This window comes from Aeromonas sp. R2-4 (assembly GCF_040908365.1).
In the GTDB taxonomy this organism is placed as follows: Bacteria; Pseudomonadota; Gammaproteobacteria; order Enterobacterales; family Aeromonadaceae; genus Aeromonas; species Aeromonas veronii.
Genome location: NZ_JBFODO010000053.1, coordinates 1 through 20,309, shown reverse-complemented (window position 1 = coordinate 20,309; position 20,309 = coordinate 1). Strand labels below are relative to the sequence as shown.

The 20,309-nt window shown below is 55.1% G+C and carries 18 protein-coding genes and 1 tRNA gene; all 19 read left to right on the top strand.

Features of this window, described 5'->3' with window-relative positions:
- A partial coding sequence (tuf, locus tag AB5Z05_RS19630) for an elongation factor Tu (RefSeq protein WP_115523187.1) occupies nucleotides 1–1,137 on the top strand: 1,137 nt, incomplete at its 5' end.
- Between the two features lie 53 nt (nucleotides 1,138–1,190).
- Nucleotides 1,191–1,267, top strand: a tRNA-Trp gene (locus tag AB5Z05_RS19625).
- Between the two features lie 60 nt (nucleotides 1,268–1,327).
- Nucleotides 1,328–1,699 (top strand): preprotein translocase subunit SecE, encoded by a 372-nt coding sequence (gene secE, locus AB5Z05_RS19620; RefSeq protein WP_005306322.1) that lies wholly within the window; start codon nucleotides 1,328–1,330, stop codon nucleotides 1,697–1,699.
- 9 nt (nucleotides 1,700–1,708) lie between these two features.
- The gene (gene nusG / locus AB5Z05_RS19615; RefSeq protein ID WP_005306318.1) at nucleotides 1,709–2,260 is read left to right on the top strand and encodes a transcription termination/antitermination protein NusG; all 552 of its coding nucleotides are present in this window, start codon (nucleotides 1,709–1,711) and stop codon (nucleotides 2,258–2,260) included.
- Between the two features lie 134 nt (nucleotides 2,261–2,394).
- The gene (gene rplK / locus AB5Z05_RS19610) at nucleotides 2,395–2,823 is read left to right on the top strand and encodes a 50S ribosomal protein L11 (RefSeq protein WP_005339887.1); all 429 of its coding nucleotides are present in this window, start codon (nucleotides 2,395–2,397) and stop codon (nucleotides 2,821–2,823) included.
- A 4-nt stretch (nucleotides 2,824–2,827) separates the two neighbouring features.
- Nucleotides 2,828–3,529 carry a 50S ribosomal protein L1 gene (gene rplA, locus AB5Z05_RS19605; RefSeq protein WP_005339888.1) on the top strand — a complete coding sequence of 234 codons (702 nt, stop codon included), beginning with the start codon at nucleotides 2,828–2,830 and terminating at the stop codon, nucleotides 3,527–3,529.
- Between the two features lie 256 nt (nucleotides 3,530–3,785).
- Nucleotides 3,786–4,286, top strand: a complete 501-nt coding sequence (gene rplJ, locus AB5Z05_RS19600) for a 50S ribosomal protein L10 (protein WP_005339895.1) — start codon at nucleotides 3,786–3,788, stop codon at nucleotides 4,284–4,286.
- 51 nt (nucleotides 4,287–4,337) lie between these two features.
- Nucleotides 4,338–4,703: a 50S ribosomal protein L7/L12 gene (gene rplL / locus AB5Z05_RS19595; RefSeq protein WP_005306304.1), complete on the top strand. Its 366-nt coding sequence runs from the start codon at nucleotides 4,338–4,340 to the stop codon at nucleotides 4,701–4,703.
- 224 nt (nucleotides 4,704–4,927) lie between these two features.
- Nucleotides 4,928–8,956 (top strand): DNA-directed RNA polymerase subunit beta, encoded by a 4,029-nt coding sequence (rpoB, locus tag AB5Z05_RS19590; RefSeq protein ID WP_368152838.1) that lies wholly within the window; start codon nucleotides 4,928–4,930, stop codon nucleotides 8,954–8,956.
- Nucleotides 8,957–9,047: 91 nt separating this feature from the next.
- Entirely contained in the window at nucleotides 9,048–13,352 is a 4,305-nt protein-coding gene (gene rpoC, locus AB5Z05_RS19585; protein ID WP_005339899.1) for a DNA-directed RNA polymerase subunit beta', read from the top strand.
- A 194-nt stretch (nucleotides 13,353–13,546) separates the two neighbouring features.
- The gene (locus AB5Z05_RS19580; RefSeq protein ID WP_005339902.1) at nucleotides 13,547–14,263 is read left to right on the top strand and encodes a transcriptional regulator; all 717 of its coding nucleotides are present in this window, start codon (nucleotides 13,547–13,549) and stop codon (nucleotides 14,261–14,263) included.
- 24 nt (nucleotides 14,264–14,287) lie between these two features.
- Complete coding sequence (locus AB5Z05_RS19575) at nucleotides 14,288–14,668, top strand: RidA family protein (protein WP_236562684.1); 381 nt, start codon at nucleotides 14,288–14,290, stop codon at nucleotides 14,666–14,668.
- Nucleotides 14,669–14,752: 84 nt separating this feature from the next.
- Nucleotides 14,753–15,145 carry a sulfurtransferase complex subunit TusD gene (tusD, locus tag AB5Z05_RS19570; RefSeq protein WP_368152837.1) on the top strand — a complete coding sequence of 131 codons (393 nt, stop codon included), beginning with the start codon at nucleotides 14,753–14,755 and terminating at the stop codon, nucleotides 15,143–15,145.
- A gap of 8 nt (nucleotides 15,146–15,153) precedes the next feature.
- On the top strand, nucleotides 15,154–15,513 hold the full coding sequence (gene tusC / locus AB5Z05_RS19565; RefSeq protein WP_368152836.1) for a sulfurtransferase complex subunit TusC: 360 nt from the start codon (nucleotides 15,154–15,156) through the stop codon (nucleotides 15,511–15,513).
- A 7-nt stretch (nucleotides 15,514–15,520) separates the two neighbouring features.
- Complete coding sequence (gene tusB, locus AB5Z05_RS19560; protein WP_204384624.1) at nucleotides 15,521–15,799, top strand: sulfurtransferase complex subunit TusB; 279 nt, start codon at nucleotides 15,521–15,523, stop codon at nucleotides 15,797–15,799.
- Between the two features lie 182 nt (nucleotides 15,800–15,981).
- Nucleotides 15,982–16,356 (top strand): 30S ribosomal protein S12, encoded by a 375-nt coding sequence (rpsL, locus tag AB5Z05_RS19555; RefSeq protein WP_005306278.1) that lies wholly within the window; start codon nucleotides 15,982–15,984, stop codon nucleotides 16,354–16,356.
- Nucleotides 16,357–16,449: 93 nt separating this feature from the next.
- Entirely contained in the window at nucleotides 16,450–16,920 is a 471-nt protein-coding gene (rpsG, locus tag AB5Z05_RS19550; protein ID WP_005339911.1) for a 30S ribosomal protein S7, read from the top strand.
- A 75-nt stretch (nucleotides 16,921–16,995) separates the two neighbouring features.
- The gene (gene fusA / locus AB5Z05_RS19545; protein ID WP_021229318.1) at nucleotides 16,996–19,101 is read left to right on the top strand and encodes an elongation factor G; all 2,106 of its coding nucleotides are present in this window, start codon (nucleotides 16,996–16,998) and stop codon (nucleotides 19,099–19,101) included.
- 54 nt (nucleotides 19,102–19,155) lie between these two features.
- Nucleotides 19,156–20,309, top strand: a 1,154-nt coding sequence (gene tuf / locus AB5Z05_RS19540) for an elongation factor Tu (protein WP_368152835.1), incomplete at its 3' end; no start/stop codon positions are given.

Genomic DNA, 20,309 nt, shown 5'->3' with positions numbered 1-20,309 from the left:
ACCATCGGCCACGTTGACCACGGTAAAACCACCCTGACTGCAGCTATCACCAACGTGCTGGCCAAGCACTTCGGTGGTAAAGCTTTCGCCTTCGACCAGATCGACAAGGCACCGGAAGAGCGTGAGCGTGGTATCACCATCAACACCTCCCACGTAGAATACGACACCGCTACCCGTCACTACGCCCACGTAGATTGCCCGGGTCACGCCGACTACGTTAAAAACATGATCACCGGTGCTGCCCAGATGGACGGCGCGATCCTGGTAGTAGCAGCGACTGACGGCCCGATGCCGCAGACTCGTGAGCACATCCTGCTGGGTCGTCAGGTTGGTATCCCGTACATGATCGTGTTCATGAACAAGTGTGACATGGTTGATGACGAAGAGCTGCTCGAACTGGTAGAGATGGAAGTTCGTGAACTGCTGACCGAGTACGACTTCCCGGGTGATGACCTGCCGGTAGTTCGTGGTTCCGCACTGAAAGCGCTGGAAGGCGACGCTCAGTGGGAAGAGAAGATCATCGAGCTGGCTGGCCACCTGGATACCTATATCCCGGAGCCGGAGCGCGCGATTGACCAGCCGTTCCTGATGCCTATCGAAGACGTATTCTCTATCGCTGGCCGTGGTACCGTAGTTACCGGTCGTGTAGAGCGCGGTATCGTTAAAGTAGGTGAGACTGTAGAAATCGTTGGTATCAAAGATACCGTTTCTACCACCTGTACCGGTGTTGAAATGTTCCGCAAGCTGCTGGACGAAGGTCGTGCAGGTGAGAACATCGGCGCGCTGCTGCGTGGTGTTAAGCGTGAAGACGTAGAGCGTGGTCAGGTACTGGCCAAGCCGGGTTCTATCAAGCCGCACACCAAGTTCGAATCTGAAGTGTACGTACTGTCCAAAGAAGAAGGTGGTCGTCATACCCCGTTCTTCAAAGGCTACCGTCCGCAGTTCTACTTCCGTACTACCGACGTGACCGGTACCATCGAACTGCCGGAAGGCGTAGAGATGGTAATGCCGGGCGACAACATCAAAATGGTTGTTACCCTGATTGCTCCGATCGCGATGGACGACGGCCTGCGTTTCGCTATCCGTGAAGGTGGCCGTACCGTAGGCGCCGGTGTTGTAGCCAGCGTAATCGCTTAATCTTTGGCTTACATAAATAAAGCAAAGCCCCTATAATAGGGGCTTTCTTGTGTAGGGGCGTAGTTCGAATTGGTAGAACAGCGGTCTCCAAAACCGATGGTTGCGGGTTCGAGTCCTGCCGCCCCTGCCATATACCTCGTCTCGTACGGGGCTTTTGTGTCTTTGGTTACGTCAGATACAGGTGGGTTGTATGAGTGTTAGTTCTGAGAGCCAGGGCGGAAGCAAGGATACCCTGCTTTGGGGCCTGGTTTTCATTATCCTGGCGGCCGCTGTAGTGGGTAATTACCTGCTCAACGATGTTGTCGCTGCCGTCCGCGCCCTGGGTGTGGTCGTTGTCATTGCTGCTGCTGGTGCAGTAGCCCTGCAAACCACCAAGGGAAAGGCAACACTGGCATTCGCCCGTGAGTCTCGCCTGGAAGTCCGCAAGGTCGTATGGCCGACCCGTCAGGAAGCCATTCAGACAACCCTGATTGTGCTGGCGGTGACCGCCGTGATGGGGCTGCTGCTGTTCGTTCTGGACGGTGCCTTGGTCTGGTTGGTCAACCTGATTACCGGTGTGTAAGGATAAGCCATGACTGAACAACGTGAACAACGTATGAGATGGTATGTCGTGCAGGCTTTTTCCGGCTATGAAGGCCGTGTAGCCAAGTCCCTGCGCGAACATATCAAGATGCATGGCATGGAAGACATGTTCGGTGAAGTACTGGTCCCGACCGAAGAAGTGGTCGAGATGCGTGCTGGCCAGAAGCGCAAGAGTGAGCGCAAGTTTTTCCCGGGTTATGTCCTGGTCCAGATGATCATGGATGAAACCACATGGCACCTGGTGCGTAACGTACCGCGTGTAATGGGCTTCATCGGCGGTACTTCCGACCGTCCGGCACCGATCTCCGACAAAGAGGCCGATGCCATCCTGAACCGTCTGCAGGATGCCCACGACAAGCCGCGTCCGAAAACCCTGTTTGAACCGGGTGAAATGGTGCGAGTTGCCGATGGTCCGTTTGCCGACTTCAACGGTACCGTTGAAGAGGTAGATTATGAGAAGAGCCGCGTGAAGGTCTCTGTGCTGATCTTCGGTCGTTCTACTCCTGTTGAACTGGATTTTGGTCAGGTCGAAAAAGGCTGATCGAATTCTGTACGTTTAACGGTTGTCAGGGGCAGCGAATATCTCTATAATTCGCTGCCCCTTTATTAGTTGGGGAGCCGTTTGCAGGAGCAAGTCTCCGAGGCGCTAGAACCCATTTTTGAGGTATTTTCCTAATGGCTAAGAAAGTCACAGCTTATATCAAGCTGCAGGTTGCTGCTGGTGCAGCCAACCCGTCTCCTCCCGTTGGTCCTGCACTGGGTCAACACGGTGTTAACATCATGGAATTCTGTAAGGCGTTCAACGCTCGTACAGAGAAGCTGGAAAAAGGTTCACCGACTCCGGTCGTGATCACCGTTTACAGCGACCGTTCCTTCACCTTCGAAACCAAGACTCCGCCTGCTTCCTTCCTGCTGAAGAAAGCTGCTGGCATCAAGTCTGGTTCTTCCAAGCCGAACAAAGACAAGGTTGGTAAGGTGACCGTTGCCCAGCTGCAAGAAATCGCCAAGACCAAAGAGCCGGATATGACTGGTGCCGATCTGGATGCAAAAGTACGTTGCATCGCAGGCTCCGCTCGTTCCATGGGTCTGGTAGTGGAGGATTAAGACAATGGCTAAACTTTCCAAGCGTATGCGCGTTATTCGCGAAAAAGTTGACGGTACCAAAGAGTACTCCATCAACGAAGCCATTGCCCTGCTGAAAGAACTGGCTACCGCCAAGTTCGTTGAAAGCGTTGACGTTGCTGTCAACCTGGGTATCGACGCTCGTAAATCTGACCAGAACGTACGTGGTGCTACTGTACTGCCGCACGGTACTGGTCGTGATGTACGCGTTGCCGTATTTACCCAAGGTGCCAACGCCGAAGCAGCTAAAGCTGCCGGTGCTGACCTGGTAGGTATGGATGACCTGGCCGATCTGGTTAAGAAAGGCGAGATGAACTTCGACGTAGTTATCGCATCCCCGGATGCCATGCGCGTTGTTGGTCAACTGGGTCAAATCCTGGGCCCGCGCGGCCTGATGCCGAACCCGAAAGTTGGTACTGTAACTCCTAACGTTGCCGAAGCTGTCAAGAACGCCAAGGCTGGTCAGGTTCGTTACCGTAACGACAAGAATGGTATCATCCATACCACTCTGGGTAAGGTTTCTTTCAACGAAGTTCAGCTGAAAGAAAACTTGGAAGCTCTGCTGGTTGCCCTGAAAAAAGGCAAGCCCTCTTCCGCCAAAGGTCAATTCATCAAGAAAGTCAGCATCTCCACCACCATGGGTGCCGGTGTTGCCGTAGACCAAGCTTCTCTGGAAGCTCAGGCCTAATTGATGGGTTTTACAAGGCGCAAAATTTAATCTATAATTTTGCGCCTTGATTGGTTGGGGGTTTCGACCTCCGTCCAAGACCGCAGGAGGCTGCAAAGCCTTAATGTTTCCTGCGTAGACGGTGCCGGAAACCCAGCGAGAAAGATTCTTTCTCTTCTGGAATCCTGCTACCGCATCGTTCCCCTCTGTTGTAAAGGTAGGGGGGATGTGTCAGTACTGGGTCAATAGACCCGGATTCAATCCAGGAGTTAAGCCAATGGCATTGGGACTCGAAGACAAAAAGGCAATTGTTGCTGAAGTCAACGAAGCTGCCAAAGGCGCTCTTTCTGCAGTTGTTGCCGATTCTCGCGGTGTAACTGTAGACAAGATGACCGTCCTGCGTAAAACCGCTCGTGAAGCCGGTGTGTACATGCGCGTTGTGCGTAACACCCTGCTGCGTCGCGCGGTAGAAGGTACCGAATACGAGTGCCTGAACGACGCATTTACCGGTCCTACCTTGATTGCTTTCTCTAACGAACACCCGGGCGCTGCTGCTCGTCTGTTCAAAGAGTTTGCTAAAGCGAACCAAAAGTTCGAAATCAAGGCTGGCGCTTTTAACGGTGAGTTTATCGCCGCAGCACAAATTGATCGTCTGGCCACGCTGCCGACTTACGAAGAAGCAATTGCGAAGTTGATGGCGACTATGAAAGAAGCCTCTGCTGGCAAGCTGGTTCGTACTATCGCTGCTGTTCGCGACCAGAAACAAGCTGCTGCTTGATTCTCGCCTATTTAGGCTGTTTGAGTTTATTCAACATCAGGAATTTTTGTCATGTCTATCACTAAAGACCAAATCATCGAAGCCGTTGCTTCCATGTCCGTAATGGAAGTTGTTGAGCTGATCGAAGCTATGGAAGAGAAGTTCGGTGTTTCTGCCGCTGCTGCCGTAATGGCTGGCCCGGCTGCTGCTGAAGCAGTAGAAGAGAAGACCGAGTTCGACGTAGTTCTGACTGCTGCTGGCGCCAACAAAGTTGCCGTTATCAAAGCCGTTCGTGGCGCTACCGGTCTGGGCCTGAAAGAAGCCAAAGATCTGGTAGAAGCTGCTCCGGCTAACCTGAAGGAAGGCGTGTCCAAGGACGAAGCTGAAGCTCTGAAGAAAGAGCTGGAAGCTGCCGGTGCTTCTGTTGAGATCAAATAATCTGCATTTATGTAGATTAGCCTGATAAAACAGGCTAGGGCTGGTGAATTTTTGTTCACCAGCCTTTTTGCGCTGTAGACTGAGAGCATTTCACACCGTTTACGACTCTCGGTGCACCAGCAATCCGGACTGTCTTCTTTCGTCCGGGCCAACACAAAACGGTGTTGAGACAGAGCTGTCCCGCGGGACAGAGTGGGTCACTTATCAGCGAGCTGAGGAACCCTATGGTTTACTCTTATACCGAAAAAAAACGCATTCGTAAGGACTTCGGTAAGCGAGACCAGGTACTGGACACGCCTTATCTGTTGTCCATTCAGCTGGACTCCTTCAAGCAGTTCATCGAGGCTGACCCGGAAGGTGAATATGGCCTAGAGGCCGCTTTCCGTAGCGTTTTCCCGATCACCAGTTACTCCGGTAGTGCTGAGCTTCAGTATGTCAGCTATCGCCTGGGTGAGCCGGTATTTGACGTAAAAGAATGCCAGATCCGTGGAGTGACCTACTCCGCGCCGCTGCGTGTCAAGCTTCGTATGGTTCTGTACGACCGTGAAGCAGCTGCCGGCACCGTCAAAGACATCAAGGAACAAGAAGTATACATGGGCGAAATTCCGCTCATGACCGAGAACGGCACCTTTGTTATCAATGGTACCGAGCGGGTTATCGTCTCCCAGCTGCACCGCAGCCCGGGCGTCTTCTTCGACCACGATAAAGGCAAAACTCATTCATCCGGTAAGGTACTGTATAACGCTCGCGTTATCCCCTACCGTGGCTCCTGGCTGGACTTCGAGTTCGATGCGAAAGACAACCTGTTTGTCCGTATCGACCGTCGTCGCAAACTGCCAGCATCCATTATTCTGCGCGCCCTGGACTTCACTTCCGAACAAATCCTGGCCACCTTCTTCGAGACCATCGGTTTTGAAGTAAAAGATGGCAAGTTGATGATGGATTTGGTGCCGGAGCGTCTGCGTGGTGAAACTGCGACCTTTGACATCGTGGCCAATGGCGCCGTGGTGGTTGAGACCGGTCGTCGTGTGACTGCGCGTCACATCCGTCAGTTGGAAAAAGACGCCGTTACCCAGATTGAGGTACCGGTTGAGTATGTTGTTGGCAAAGTTGCTGCCAAGGACTACGCACATCCGCAAACTGGCGAGATGGTCGTGACCGCCAACCAGGCGCTGAGCCTGGAAGCGATCGCCAACCTGTCCCAAGCCGGCTTCAAGCATTTCGAGGTTCTGTTCACCAACGAACTGGATCACGGTGCTTACATGTCCGAGACCCTGCGTGTCGACTCCAGCTCCAACCGTTTGGAAGCGCTGGTCGAGATCTATCGCATGATGCGTCCGGGCGAGCCGCCTACTCGCGAAGCTGCAGAACAGCTGTTCGAAAACCTGTTCTTCTCCGCCGAGCGTTACGACCTGTCTACCGTAGGTCGGATGAAGTTCAACCGCCGTCTGGGTCGTGAAGACGAGACTGGCGCTGGTGTACTGACCAAAGACGACATCGTCGATGTGATGAAGCGCCTGATCGACATCCGTAACGGTAACGACGAAGTGGATGATATCGACCACTTGGGTAACCGTCGTATTCGTTCTGTCGGTGAAATGGCTGAAAACCAGTTCCGCGTCGGTCTGGTGCGTGTCGAGCGTGCGGTCAAGGAGCGTCTCTCCCTGGGCGACCTGGACACCCTGATGCCGCAGGATCTGATCAACGCCAAGCCGATCTCCGCCGCAGTCAAAGAGTTCTTTGGTTCCAGCCAGCTGTCCCAGTTTATGGACCAGAACAACCCGCTTTCCGAAGTGACCCACAAGCGTCGTATTTCCGCGCTGGGCCCGGGCGGTTTGACTCGTGAGCGTGCCGGCTTTGAAGTCCGAGACGTACACCCGACTCACTACGGTCGTTTGTGCCCTATCGAGACTCCTGAAGGTCCGAACATCGGTCTGATCAACTCTCTGTCCGTGTACTCTCGTACCAACGAGTACGGTTTCCTCGAGACCCCGTACCGTAAGGTCATTGACGGTGTGATTACCGACGAAGTGGACTACCTGTCTGCTATTGAAGAAGGCAAGTACGTGATCGCACAGGCTAACGCCGCGACCACCGAAGATAGCCGTCTGAAAGATGAATTGATCCCGTGCCGTCACAAAGGTGAATCCACCTTTATGAACGCCGACCAGATCCAGTATATGGACGTGAGCCCGCAGCAGATCGTATCTGTGGCAGCTGCTCTGATCCCGTTCCTGGAACACGATGACGCGAACCGCGCATTGATGGGTTCAAACATGCAACGTCAGGCTGTACCGACTCTGCGTGCTGACAAGCCGCTGGTAGGTACCGGTATGGAACGCGCTGTGGCCGTTGACTCCGGTGTAACCGTAGTAGCCAAGCGTGGCGGCGTAATCGACTATGTCGATGCCTCCCGTATCGTCCTGAAGGTCAATGAAGATGAGCTGATGCCAGGCGAAGCCGGTATCGACATCTACAACCTGACCAAGTACACCCGTTCCAACCAGAACACCTGTATCAACCAGCGTCCTTGCGTGATGTTGGGTGAGCCGGTCATGGCTGGCGACGTACTGGCTGACGGCCCGTCCACCGATCTGGGTGAACTGGCACTGGGTCAGAACATGCGCGTCGCGTTCATGCCGTGGAACGGTTACAACTTCGAAGACTCGATCCTGGTGAACGAGCGTGTTGTTCAGGAAGATCGCCTGACCACCATCCATATCCAGGAACTGGCCTGTATCTCCCGTGACACCAAACTGGGTCCGGAAGAGATCACTGCTGACATCCCGAACGTGGGTGAAGCCGCTCTGTCCAAGCTGGACGAGTCCGGTATCGTCTACGTGGGTGCCGAAGTGAAGGGCGGCGACATTCTGGTCGGTAAGGTAACCCCGAAAGGTGAAACCCAGCTGACGCCGGAAGAGAAGCTGCTGCGCGCCATCTTCGGTGAGAAGGCGTCCGATGTGAAGGACTCCTCCCTGCGTGTGCCGAACGGTGTGTACGGTACCGTGGTTGATGTGCAAGTCTTTACCCGCGATGGCGTGGAAAAAGACAAGCGCGCCAAAGAAATCGAAGAGATGCAGCTGAAGGAAGCGAAGAAGGACTTGACCGAAGAGTTCAAGATCCTGGAAGACGGCATTTTCGGCCGCTCCCGCAACCTGCTGCTGGCCGCCGGTTACAGCGAAGATCGTCTGAACAAGCTCGATCGTTCCAAGTGGTTTGAACTGGCCATCGAAGACGAAGGCAAGCAGACCGAACTGGAACAGATCGCTGAACAGCACGTTGAGCTGAAAGCCGAGTTCGACAAGAAATTCGAGAACAAGCGTCGCAAGATTATCCAGGGTGATGATCTGGCGCCGGGCGTACTGAAAATCGTCAAGGTTTATCTGGCAGTCAAGCGTCGCATCCAGCCGGGTGACAAGATGGCGGGCCGTCACGGTAACAAGGGTGTTATCTCCAAGATCTGTCCGGTCGAGGATATGCCTCATGACGAGTTCGGCCGTCCGGTCGACATCGTACTGAACCCGCTGGGCGTACCATCCCGTATGAACATCGGTCAGATCCTCGAAGTGCACCTGGGCCTTGCGGCCAAGGGTATCGGCGAGAAGATCGATCGCATGGTCAAAGAGCAGCGCGAGCTGCACGAGATGCGCAACTTCCTGCAACAGGTCTATGACCTGGGCGAGAAGGACACCCAGCAAGTGAACATCGCCGAACTGTCTGACGACGACGTACGTACCCTGGTGGGTAACCTGCGTAAGGGTCTGCCGGTTGCTACTCCAGTGTTTGATGGTGCCAAAGAGCGCGAAATCAAAGCCCTGCTGAAGCTGGCCGATCTGCCGGAATCCGGTCAGATTGATCTGTTCGATGGCCGTACCGGTAACCGCTTCGAGCGTAAAGTAACCGTTGGTTACATGTACATGCTGAAGCTGAACCACTTGGTCGACGACAAGATGCACGCGCGTTCTACCGGTTCTTACAGCCTGGTTACCCAGCAGCCGCTGGGTGGTAAGGCTCAGTTCGGTGGTCAGCGTTTCGGTGAGATGGAAGTGTGGGCCCTGGAGGCTTACGGTGCGGCATATACCCTGCAGGAAATGCTGACCGTCAAGTCTGACGATGTGAATGGCCGTACCAAGATGTATAAGAACATCGTGGATGGCGACCACCGTATGGAGCCGGGCATGCCCGAATCCTTCAACGTATTGCTGAAGGAAATCCGCTCTCTGGGTATCAACATCGAGCTGGACGAAGAGTAAGAGCTCGCTCTTATTGTTCGAGAATTGACGTGGGCGCCCCGCTGTTTTGGCAGCCGGGGCGCCGAGGTTAGACTCCTGACAGGGGAAACACGTGAAAGACTTACTCAAGTTTTTGAAGGCTCAGACCAAGACCGAAGAGTTTGACAGTATCAAGATCGGTCTGGCCTCTCCTGACATGATCCGCTCCTGGTCATTCGGTGAGGTCAAAAAGCCTGAGACCATCAACTACCGGACTTTCAAGCCGGAGCGTGATGGTCTGTTCTGCGCCCGTATCTTCGGACCGGTGAAGGACTACGAGTGTCTGTGCGGCAAGTACAAGCGCCTGAAACACCGTGGTGTGATCTGTGAGAAGTGCGGCGTTGAAGTGACCCAGACCAAGGTCCGTCGTGAGCGTATGGGCCACATTGAGCTGGCCAGCCCGACTGCCCACATCTGGTTCCTGAAGTCCCTGCCGTCCCGTATCGGTCTGCTGCTGGACATGACCCTGCGCGACATCGAGCGCGTGCTCTACTTCGAATCTTTCGTCGTAATCGAGCCGGGTATGACCAACCTCGAACGCAGCCAGATGCTCTCTGAAGAGCAGTACCTGGATGCGCTGGAAGAGTGGGGCGACGAATTTGACGCCAAGATGGGTGCCGAAGCAATCCTGGCATTGCTGCGCGCTATCGATCTGGAAGGTGAAGTCAAAACCATGCGTGAGGAGCTGGATCAAACCAACTCCGAGACCAAGCGCAAGAAGACCACCAAGCGTCTGAAGCTGATGGAAGCTTTCCTGCAGTCCGGCAACAAGCCGGAGTGGATGATCATGACAGTGCTGCCTGTGCTGCCGCCGGACCTGCGTCCGCTGGTACCACTGGACGGCGGCCGTTTCGCGACTTCCGATCTGAACGATCTGTACCGTCGCGTGATCAACCGTAACAACCGCTTGAAGCGTCTGCTGGATCTGGCTGCTCCGGACATCATCGTGCGCAACGAAAAGCGTATGCTGCAAGAGTCCGTCGATGCCCTGCTGGATAACGGCCGTCGCGGTCGTGCCATCACCGGTTCCAACAAGCGCCCGCTGAAATCCCTGGCCGACATGATCAAGGGTAAGCAGGGTCGTTTCCGTCAGAACCTGCTCGGTAAGCGTGTCGACTACTCCGGTCGTTCCGTTATCACCGTAGGCCCGACTCTGCGTCTGCATCAGTGCGGTCTGCCGAAGAAGATGGCGCTGGAACTGTTCAAGCCGTTCATCTATGGCAAGCTGGAAACCCGCGGTCTGGCGACCACTATCAAGGCCGCCAAGAAGATGGTGGAGCGCGAGGAAGCTGTCGTTTGGGATATCCTGGACGAAGTGATCCGCGAACACCCGGTTCTGCTGAACCGTGCACCGACTCTGCACCGTCTGGGTATCCAGGCATTCGAACCGACTCTGGTCGAAGGTAAGGCAATCCAGCTGCACCCGCTGGTTTGTGCTGCGTATAACGCGGACTTCGATGGTGACCAGATGGCGGTCCACGTACCGCTGACCCTGGAAGCCCAGCTGGAAGCGCGTGCGCTGATGATGTCTACCAACAACATCCTGTCGCCTGCCTCTGGTGAGCCGATCATCGTTCCTTCTCAGGACGTGGTCTTGGGTCTGTACTACATGACCCGCGCCCGTATCAACGCCAAAGGCGAAGGTATGGTGCTGGCCGGCCCGAAAGAAGCCGAGAAAGTATATCGCGCCGGTCTGGCCGATCTGCATGCTCGTGTGAAAGTACGCATTACCGAATACCTGCGTCAGGAAGACGGTTCTCTGCGTGAACACACCGAGATGAAGAACACCACCGTTGGTCGTGCGATCCTGAGCCTGATCCTGCCGAAAGGCATGGAATACGCCCTGATCGACGAGCCGAAGGTGCTGACTGCTGCAGAACAGGCTGATCTGGATGCCAATCCGCAGAACTGGATCAAGTGCGTATCCAACAAGGCGCTGGGCAAAAAGCTCATCTCCCGTCTGCTGAACACCTGCTATCGCAAGCAGGGCCTGAAGGACACCGTTATCTTCGCTGACCAGCTGATGTATACCGGCTTCCACTACGCGGCCCTGTCCGGTGCTTCCGTTGGTATCGATGACATGGTCATCCCGGATGCCAAGAAAGACATCATCGCGGCAGCCGAAGCCGAAGTTGCCGAGATCCAGGACCAGTTCCTGTCAGGTCTGGTAACTGCGGGCGAGCGTTACAACAAGGTTATCGATATCTGGGCCAGCGCCAACGAGCGCGTCTCCAAGGCCATGATGGAGAACTTGTCCAAAGAGCGTAACGTCAACTCGCTGGGTGAAGAAGAAGAGCAGGCCTCGTTCAACAGCATCTTTATGATGGCCGACTCTGGTGCGCGTGGTTCCGCCGCCCAGATCCGTCAGCTGGCCGGTATGCGTGGCCTGATGGCCAAGCCGGATGGCTCCATCATCGAGACCCCGATCATCGCGAACTTCCGCGAAGGTCTGAACGTACTGCAGTACTTTATCTCTACCCACGGTGCTCGTAAGGGTCTGGCGGATACCGCACTGAAGACTGCGAACTCCGGTTACCTGACTCGTCGTCTGGTAGACGTGGCGCAGGACATGGTGATCACCGAGGACGATTGCGGCACTACCGACGGTCTGTGGATGACTCCGCTGATCGAGGGTGGCGACGTGGTCGAGCCGCTGCGTGAGCGCGTGCTGGGTCGTGTGGTGGCAGAAGATGTCATCAAGCCGGGTACCGAGGACGAGATCCTGGTTGCTCGCAACACCCTGCTCGACGAGCAGCTGTGTGACCTGCTGGAGCGTAACTCCGTTGACCGTGTGAAGGTACGTTCTGCCATCACCTGTGAAACCGACTTCGGTAACTGTGCTCACTGCTACGGCCGTGATCTGGCCCGCGGTCACCTGGTTAACAAGGGTGAGGCTGTCGGTGTTATCGCAGCCCAGTCCATCGGTGAACCGGGTACCCAGCTGACGATGCGTACGTTCCACATCGGTGGTGCTGCATCTCGTGCTGCTGCTGAAAGCAGCATCCAGGTCAAGAACACCGGTACCATCAAGCTGCAGAACGCCAAGTTCGTTCACAACAGCGATGACAAACTGGTTATCACCTCACGTTCTACCGAACTGACCATCATGGACGACATGGGCCGTACCAAGGAAAGCCACAAGCTGCCTTACGGTTCCGTGCTGGAAGTGAAGGACGGCCAGGCCGTGAGTGCTGGCGAGACCGTTGCCAACTGGGATCCGCACACCCACCCGATCATCACCGAAGTGGCAGGTCGCCTGCAGTTCGAACACATGATCGATGGTGTGACCATCACTCGTCAGACCGACGAGCTGACCGGTCTCTCTTCTATCGTTGTTCTGGACGTCAACGAGCGTCCGAGCGCCGGTAAAGAGATGCGTCCGACCGTTAAACTGGTCGACCTGAACGGCAAAGACGTGATGATCCCGGGTACCGATGTAGCCGCCCAGTACTTCCTGCCGGGCAAGGCGATCGTGAACCTGGAAGATGGTGCCAACGTGGGCGTGGGTGACGCGGTAGCGCGTATCCCGCAAGAGTCCGGCGGTACCAAGGACATCACCGGTGGTCTGCCGCGCGTTGCGGATCTGTTCGAAGCACGTCAACCGAAGGAACCGGCAATTCTGGCCGAGATCTCCGGTACCATCTCCTTCGGGAAAGAGACCAAGGGCAAACGCCGTCTGGTCATCACCCCGACCGATGGTGGCAACGTCTACGAAGAGATGATTCCGAAGTGGCGTAACCTGAACGTGTTCGAAGGTGAAAAAGTTGAGAAGGGTGAAGTGCTGGCGGACGGTCCTGAGTCTGCTCACGACATCCTGCGTCTGCGCGGTATCAGCCCGGTCGCCAACTACATCGCCAACGAAGTGCAGGACGTATACCGTCTGCAAGGCGTTAAGATCAACGACAAGCACATCGAAGTCATCGTTCGTCAGATGCTGCGCAAGTGCGAGATCCTGAGCGCTGGCGATACCGATTTGATCGAAGGCGAACAGGTTGAAGTGGCTCGTGTGAAGATTGCCAACCGTAAGCTGGTTGCCGAGGGCAAGACCCCTGCGACCTACCGTCATGTACTGATGGGTATTACCAAGGCATCTCTGAGCACCGAGTCCTTCATCTCCGCGGCTTCCTTCCAGGAAACCACTCGCGTTCTGACCGAAGCCGCCGTAGGTGGCAAGCGTGATGAACTGCGTGGTCTGAAAGAGAACGTCATCGTGGGTCGTCTGATCCCGGCTGGTACCGGCTTTGCCTACCACCATAGCCGGATCAACCAGCGTGCTGCCGCAGCTCGTGCTGTTGGTACCCCGCAGGTGACCGCTGATGAAGCGGAGCAGAACCTGGCGGATCTGCTGAACGCAGCCGGTAGCTTCGACGAAGAGTAACTCGTCATCCGTGATTGAAAAGGGCTCCTTCAAGGAGCCCTTTTTGTTGGCCAATTCCTCGGCAAAGGTAGACGCAGCGCGGGTTTCAGGATGATCCAGAGCAAAGTTGTAGAGTAAAAAATCAAAAAAAGTTGACTTTACTCCCCTGCAATTTAAAACTCGGGAAAGTTGAATGGTTATTACAGGGGTAGAACATGACTGTCGGTATCGAGGAAGCCATGCTTCCCGAAGAACAGCTGATCAGCCGCACTTTTACAGATGAAGACAGGGAATTGTTGCGCTCATACGATGGGCTCATCGATGGCTTGGCCGAGCTGTTCGGCAAGCATTGTGAAGTGGTACTCCACTCCCTGGAAAATCTGCACGAGTCGGTGATCAAGATCGCCAACGGCTTCAATACCGGACGCACCCTCGGGGCGCCCATCACCGATCTCGCCCTGCGCATGCTCAAGGATATCGAGAGCACCGGCCAGGATTACACCCAGAGCTATTTCGCACGCAGCCGTACCGGCGCGCTGATGAAGTCGAGCACCATCGCCATTCGCAACAGCGAGCGGCAAGTAGTGGGGCTTATCTGCATCAACCTGCACATCAATGCGCCTTTCCACGAGTTCGTGGCCGAATTTTTCCCGACGCCCCAGCAGGCGGCGCGTCAGTCACCAGAGACCTTCGCCAACAGCGTGGAAGAGCTGGTTGCCCAGACGGTGGATAACACCATCGACGAGATCAATCGCGATCCCACCGTGGCCAACAATGCCAAGAATCGCTTCATCGTTACCCAGCTGTTCGAGAAGGGCATTTTCGACATCAAGGATTCGATCAATCTGGTGGCGGACAAACTCAATATTTCAAAACATACCGTTTATCTTTACATCCGACAGCGCAAGCAGGGTGAAGACGAGAACGAGTAACTCATTCCAGAAGGGGATAGATGAATGGCTAAAGAAGTGATTGCAACCGACAAGGCGCCTGCCGCGATTGGTCCGTATGTTCAGGCTACCAAGGTTGGCGAGATGATCTTCACCTCCGGGCAGATCCCGCTCGATCCTGCCACCATGGAGATCGTGACCGGCGGCATCGAAGAGCAGGCCGAACGGGTGATGAAGAATCTGGTTGCCGTGTTGCACGCTGCCGGTGCCGATGCCAGCAAAGTGGTCAAAACCACCTGCTTCCTGAGCGACATGAACAACTTCGTTGCCTTCAATCAGGTCTATGCCCGCTACTTTGGCGATGCTGCGCCAGCCCGCTCCTGCGTGGAGGTGGCCCGTCTGCCGAAAGATGTGCTGGTCGAGGTCGAGGCGATTGCCCATCTCTGATCAACTGATCGAATCAAGCCCCTCCTGGCAGGGGCTTTTTTGTTTTCGGCGTAAAATGGACCGGGTCAGCACAGGAGCCCTGCTATGAGTCTGAGTTTTGCCATCCTGGTCACGGGGCCCGCCTATGGCACCCAGTCGGCCAGCACTGCCTATCGTTTTGCCCGCACCTTGTTGGCACAGGGGCATACCTTGTCCCACCTGTTCTTCTATCAGGACGGGGTCTGCAACGGCAACGGTTTGCATCTGCCTGCATCCGATGAGACCGACCTGGTGCGTCTGTGGCGAGAGCTGGCAGAAGAGCAGGGGATCCGTATCGACGTCTGTGTCGCTGCCGCCATGCGACGCGGTGTGCTCGATGAACAGGAGGCCAAGGGGGCAGGGCAGGCACACTTCAATCTGCAAGCGCCATTTTGCCTGAGCGGTCTGGGCCAGTTGGCCGAGGCTGCGCTCACCGCCGATCGAATGGTTCAGTTCTAGGGGGAGTCATGAGCAAGAAAATCGCCTTTATATGCAGTCGTGGTCCCCATGGCCATGCCGCCGGCCGGGAAGGACTGGATGCCCTGCTGGCCACCTCGGCCATGTCCGATGAGCTGGCCCTCTTCCTGATTGGGGACGGCGTGCTGCAACTGCTCAAGGAGCAGCAGCCTGCCGCCATTTTGCAGCGCCACTACGCGCCCACCTTCAAGATGCTGGAACTCTACGACATCGAAGAGGTCTATGTTTGTGCTGACTCGCTGGCAGAGCGTGGCGTGACCGTGGATGATCTGCTGATCCCCGTCGAGAGTCTGCCGCGCCAGGAACTGGCTCGGCGCTGGGCACAATGTTCGACTCACATCAGCTTTTGAGGTCTCCATGTTGCATCTGATATTGAATTCCCCTTTTCAGAGTCAGGCTCTGGCTGAGGCGCTCTCATACCTTCAGCCCGAGGATGAGCTGGTACTGATGCAGGATGCCGTGATTGCGGCATCGGCTCCCCAGTGGATAGAGCGGTTGGCGGGTATCCCGCTGTATGTGATGCAGGAAGATCTGCAAGCCCGCGGTTTGCTGCATCGGGTGGGCAATGTGCTCGATATGGCGGGTCTGGTGGCACTGATTGCGCAAAAAGGTTCCCCGCGCACCTGGGGTGGCTGAGAAGCACATTTCCAAGAAAATTCAAGGTGATGTCGTGAAAGCAAACGGATCCGAATTGCCCTTTTGTGACGCAAATTGTATAAATCTTGACTCCCCAGACAACAGGGCATAAAATTTCGCGTCCCCGTATCTGCGGGGAGGATTTTCCACACGTTTATGAAGTCATTATCAGGAGCCTTTTGATGGCAACTATTAACCAGTTGGTTCGCAAGCCACGCATCAAGCTCGTTGTGAAAAGCAACGTGCCGGCGCTGGAAGCGTGCCCTCAGAAGCGTGGCGTATGCACTCGTGTATATACCACCACCCCGAAGAAGCCTAACTCTGCACTGCGTAAAGTGTGCCGTGTACGTCTGACCAACGGCTTCGAAGTCACCTCCTACATCGGCGGTGAAGGTCACAACCTGCAAGAGCACTCTGTTGTTCTGATCCGTGGCGGTCGTGTAAAAGACTTGCCAGGTGTTCGTTATCACACCGTTCGTGGTGCGTTGGACTGTGCCGGTGTTAAAGACCGTAAGCAGGCTCGCTCCAAGTATGGCGTGAAGCGTCCTAAAGCTTAATGGTTCTCCGTTAAGTAAGGCCAAACGTTAATTCGTTTCTAGTTAGATAGCTTTCTAGTTTTGGGTAATCCCTGAAGTTACGGAGAATTTGAAATGCCAAGACGTCGTGTTGTTGGTCAGCGTAAAATCCTGCCAGATCCCAAGTTCGGATCAGAGCTGCTGGCTAAATTTGTCAACGTAGTAATGGTTGACGGTAAGAAATCTGTTGCAGAAGCCATTGTTTATGGCGCCCTGGACATCATTGCCACCAAATCTGGCAAAGAGCACCTGGCCGTATTCGAAGAAGCTCTGGATAACATTCGTCCGGCGGTCGAGGTTAAATCTCGTCGCGTCGGTGGTGCAACCTATCAGGTGCCGGTAGAAGTTCGTCCGGTACGTCGCAATGCCCTGGCAATGCGCTGGTTGGTTGATGCCGCTCGTAAACGTGGTGAAAAATCAATGGCTCAGCGTCTGGCTGGCGAGCTGCTGGATGCCGCTGACAATAAGGGTTCGTCTGTCAAGAAACGTGAAGACGTTCACCGTATGGCTGAAGCGAACAAAGCCTTCGCTCACTTCCGCTGGTAATCCGCTTGCGCAGGGTCTTTTGACTCTGCGCACCTTTAATTATCTAGGGACAAGCGCCTTAGTAAGAGGATGACAATGGCTCGTACAACCCCCATTGAGCGTTATCGTAACATCGGTATCTCCGCTCACATTGACGCCGGTAAGACTACTACTACCGAGCGCGTACTGTTTTACACCGGTGTAAGTCACAAGATCGGTGAAGTTCACGATGGCGCTGCCACCATGGACTGGATGGAACAGGAACAAGAGCGTGGTATCACCATCACCTCCGCCGCGACCACCGCTTTCTGGTCCGGTATGGGTAAACAGTTCCAACCGCACCGTATCAACATCATCGATACCCCGGGCCACGTTGACTTTACTATCGAAGTAGAGCGTTCAATGCGTGTTCTGGACGGTGCCGTGATGGTGTACTGTGCCGTAGGTGGCGTACAGCCACAGTCTGAAACCGTATGGCGTCAGGCTAACAAGTACAAGGTTCCCCGTATCGCGTTCGTCAACAAGATGGACCGTACCGGCGCCAACTTCCTGCGCTGTGTTGAGCACATCAAGACCCGTCTGAAAGGTACTCCGGTTCCCCTTCAGCTGAACATCGGCTCTGAAGAGAACTTCAAGGGCGTTGTTGACCTGGTCAAGATGAAGGCCATCAACTGGAATGAAGCTGATCAGGGCGTATCCTTCGATTACGAAGACGTCCCGGCCGAGTTGCTGGAACAGGCGCAAGAAATGCGCATGAATCTGGTTGAAGCCGCTGCTGAAGCGTCTGAAGACCTGATGGAAAAATACCTGGGCGGCGAAGAGCTGACCGAGGAAGAGATCAAAGGTGCTCTGCGTCAGCGCGTGCTGAACAACGAAATCATCCTGGTAACCTGTGGCTCCGCGTTCAAGAACAAGGGCGTACAGGCAATGCTGGATGCCGTGATCGAGTACCTGCCGGCTCCGACCGACGTTGCTGCTATCGACGGCCTGAAAATGGACGGCGAGACCAAAGACGAGCGTCACGCTTCCGATGACGAGCCGTTCTCTGCTCTGGCGTTCAAGATCGCTACCGACCCGTTCGTTGGTAACCTGACCTTCTTCCGTGTCTACTCTGGCGTGATCAACTCCGGTGACACCGTGCTGAACTCCGTCAAGGACAAGCGCGAGCGTTTTGGCCGTATCGTTCAGATGCATGCCAACAAGCGTGAAGAGATCAAAGAAGTACGCGCTGGTGACATCGCTGCTGCTATCGGTCTGAAAGACGTGACCACTGGTGACACCCTGTGTGACCCGAACGCACCGATCATCCTCGAGCGTATGGAATTCCCGGAGCCGGTAATTTCTATCGCGGTTGAGCCGAAAACCAAGGCTGACCAGGAGAAGATGGGTCTGGCACTGGGCCGTCTGGCTCAGGAAGATCCGTCCTTCCGCGTATGGACTGACGAAGAGTCAGGTCAAACCATCATCGCTGGTATGGGTGAGCTGCACCTGGACATCATCGTTGACCGTATGCGTCGCGAGTTCAAGGTTGAAGCCAACGTAGGTAAGCCGCAGGTTGCCTACCGTGAAACCATCCGTACCACCGTTAAAGACATCGAAGGCAAGCATGCCAAGCAGTCTGGTGGTCGCGGTCAGTACGGTCATGTTGTTATCGACATGTACCCGCTGGAAGAAGGCAAAGCCTACGAATTCGTCAACGACATCAAAGGTGGTGTCATTCCTGGTGAATTCATCCCGGGTGTTGATAAAGGTATCCGTGAGCAGCTCAAATCTGGTCCGCTGGCTGGTTACCCGGTTATGGATCTGGGTGTGCGTCTGCACTTCGGTTCTTACCACGATGTCGACTCTTCCGAACTGGCGTTCAAAATCGCTGCTTCCATGGCCTTTAAGGCTGGCTTCATGAAAGCCAACCCGGTTCTGCTCGAACCGATCATGAAAGTAGAAGTTGAAACTCCGGAAGATTACATGGGCGACGTTATCGGTGACCTGAACCGTCGTCGTGGCCTGATCGAAGGTATGGAAGATGGCCCGTCCGGCAAGATCGTACGTGCTCTGGTGCCGCTGGCCGAAATGTTCGGTTATGCAACTGCACTGCGTTCCGCTACCCAGGGTCGTGCTTCCTACGCCATGGAATTCGCCAAGTATCACGATGCACCGACCAACGTTGCACAAGCCGTGATCGAAGAGCGCAAATCCAAGTAATTTAAGATTCCCCGCCTACGACGGTAGGCGGGTTTAACCTAGAAGGACTACGTCGTGTCTAAAGAAAAATTTGAGCGTAATAAACCGCACGTAAACGTCGGCACCATCGGCCACGTTGACCACGGTAAAACCACCCTGACTGCAGCTATCACCAACGTGCTGGCCAAGCACTTCGGTGGTAAAGCTTTCGCCTTCGACCAGATCGACAAGGCACCGGAAGAGCGTGAGCGTGGTATCACCATCAACACCTCCCACGTAGAATACGACACCGCTACCCGTCACTACGCCCACGTAGATTGCCCGGGTCACGCCGACTACGTTAAAAACATGATCACCGGTGCTGCCCAGATGGACGGCGCGATCCTGGTAGTAGCAGCGACTGACGGCCCGATGCCGCAGACTCGTGAGCACATCCTGCTGGGTCGTCAGGTTGGTATCCCGTACATGATCGTGTTCATGAACAAGTGTGACATGGTTGATGACGAAGAGCTGCTCGAACTGGTAGAGATGGAAGTTCGTGAACTGCTGACCGAGTACGACTTCCCGGGTGATGACCTGCCGGTAGTTCGTGGTTCCGCACTGAAAGCGCTGGAAGGCGACGCTCAGTGGGAAGAGAAGATCATCGAGCTGGCTGGCCACCTGGATACCTATATCCCGGAGCCGGAGCGCGCGATTGACCAGCCGTTCCTGATGCCTATCGAAGACGTATTCTCTATCGCTGGCCGTGGTACCGTAGTTACCGGTCGTGTAGAGCGCGGTATCGTTAAAGTAGGTGAGACTGTAGAAATCGTTGGTATCAAAGATACCGTTTCTACCACCTGTACCGGTGTTGAAATGTTCCGCAAGCTGCTGGACGAAGGTCGTGCAGGTGAGAACATCGGCGCGCTGCTGCGTGGTGTTAAGCGTGAAGACGTAGAGCGTGGTCAGGTACTGGCCAAGCCGGGTTCTATCAAGCCGCACACCAAGTTCGAATCTGAAGTGTACGTACTGTCCAAAGAAGAAGGTGGTCGTCATACCCCGTTCTTCAAAGGCTACCGTCCGCAGTTCTACTTCCGTACTACCGACGTGACCGGTACCATCGAACTGCCGGAAGGCGTAGAGATGGTAATGCCGGGCGACAACATCAAAATGGTTGTTACCCTGATTGCTCCGATCGCGATGGACGACGGCCTGCGTTTCGCTATCCGTGAAGGTGGCCGTACCGTAGG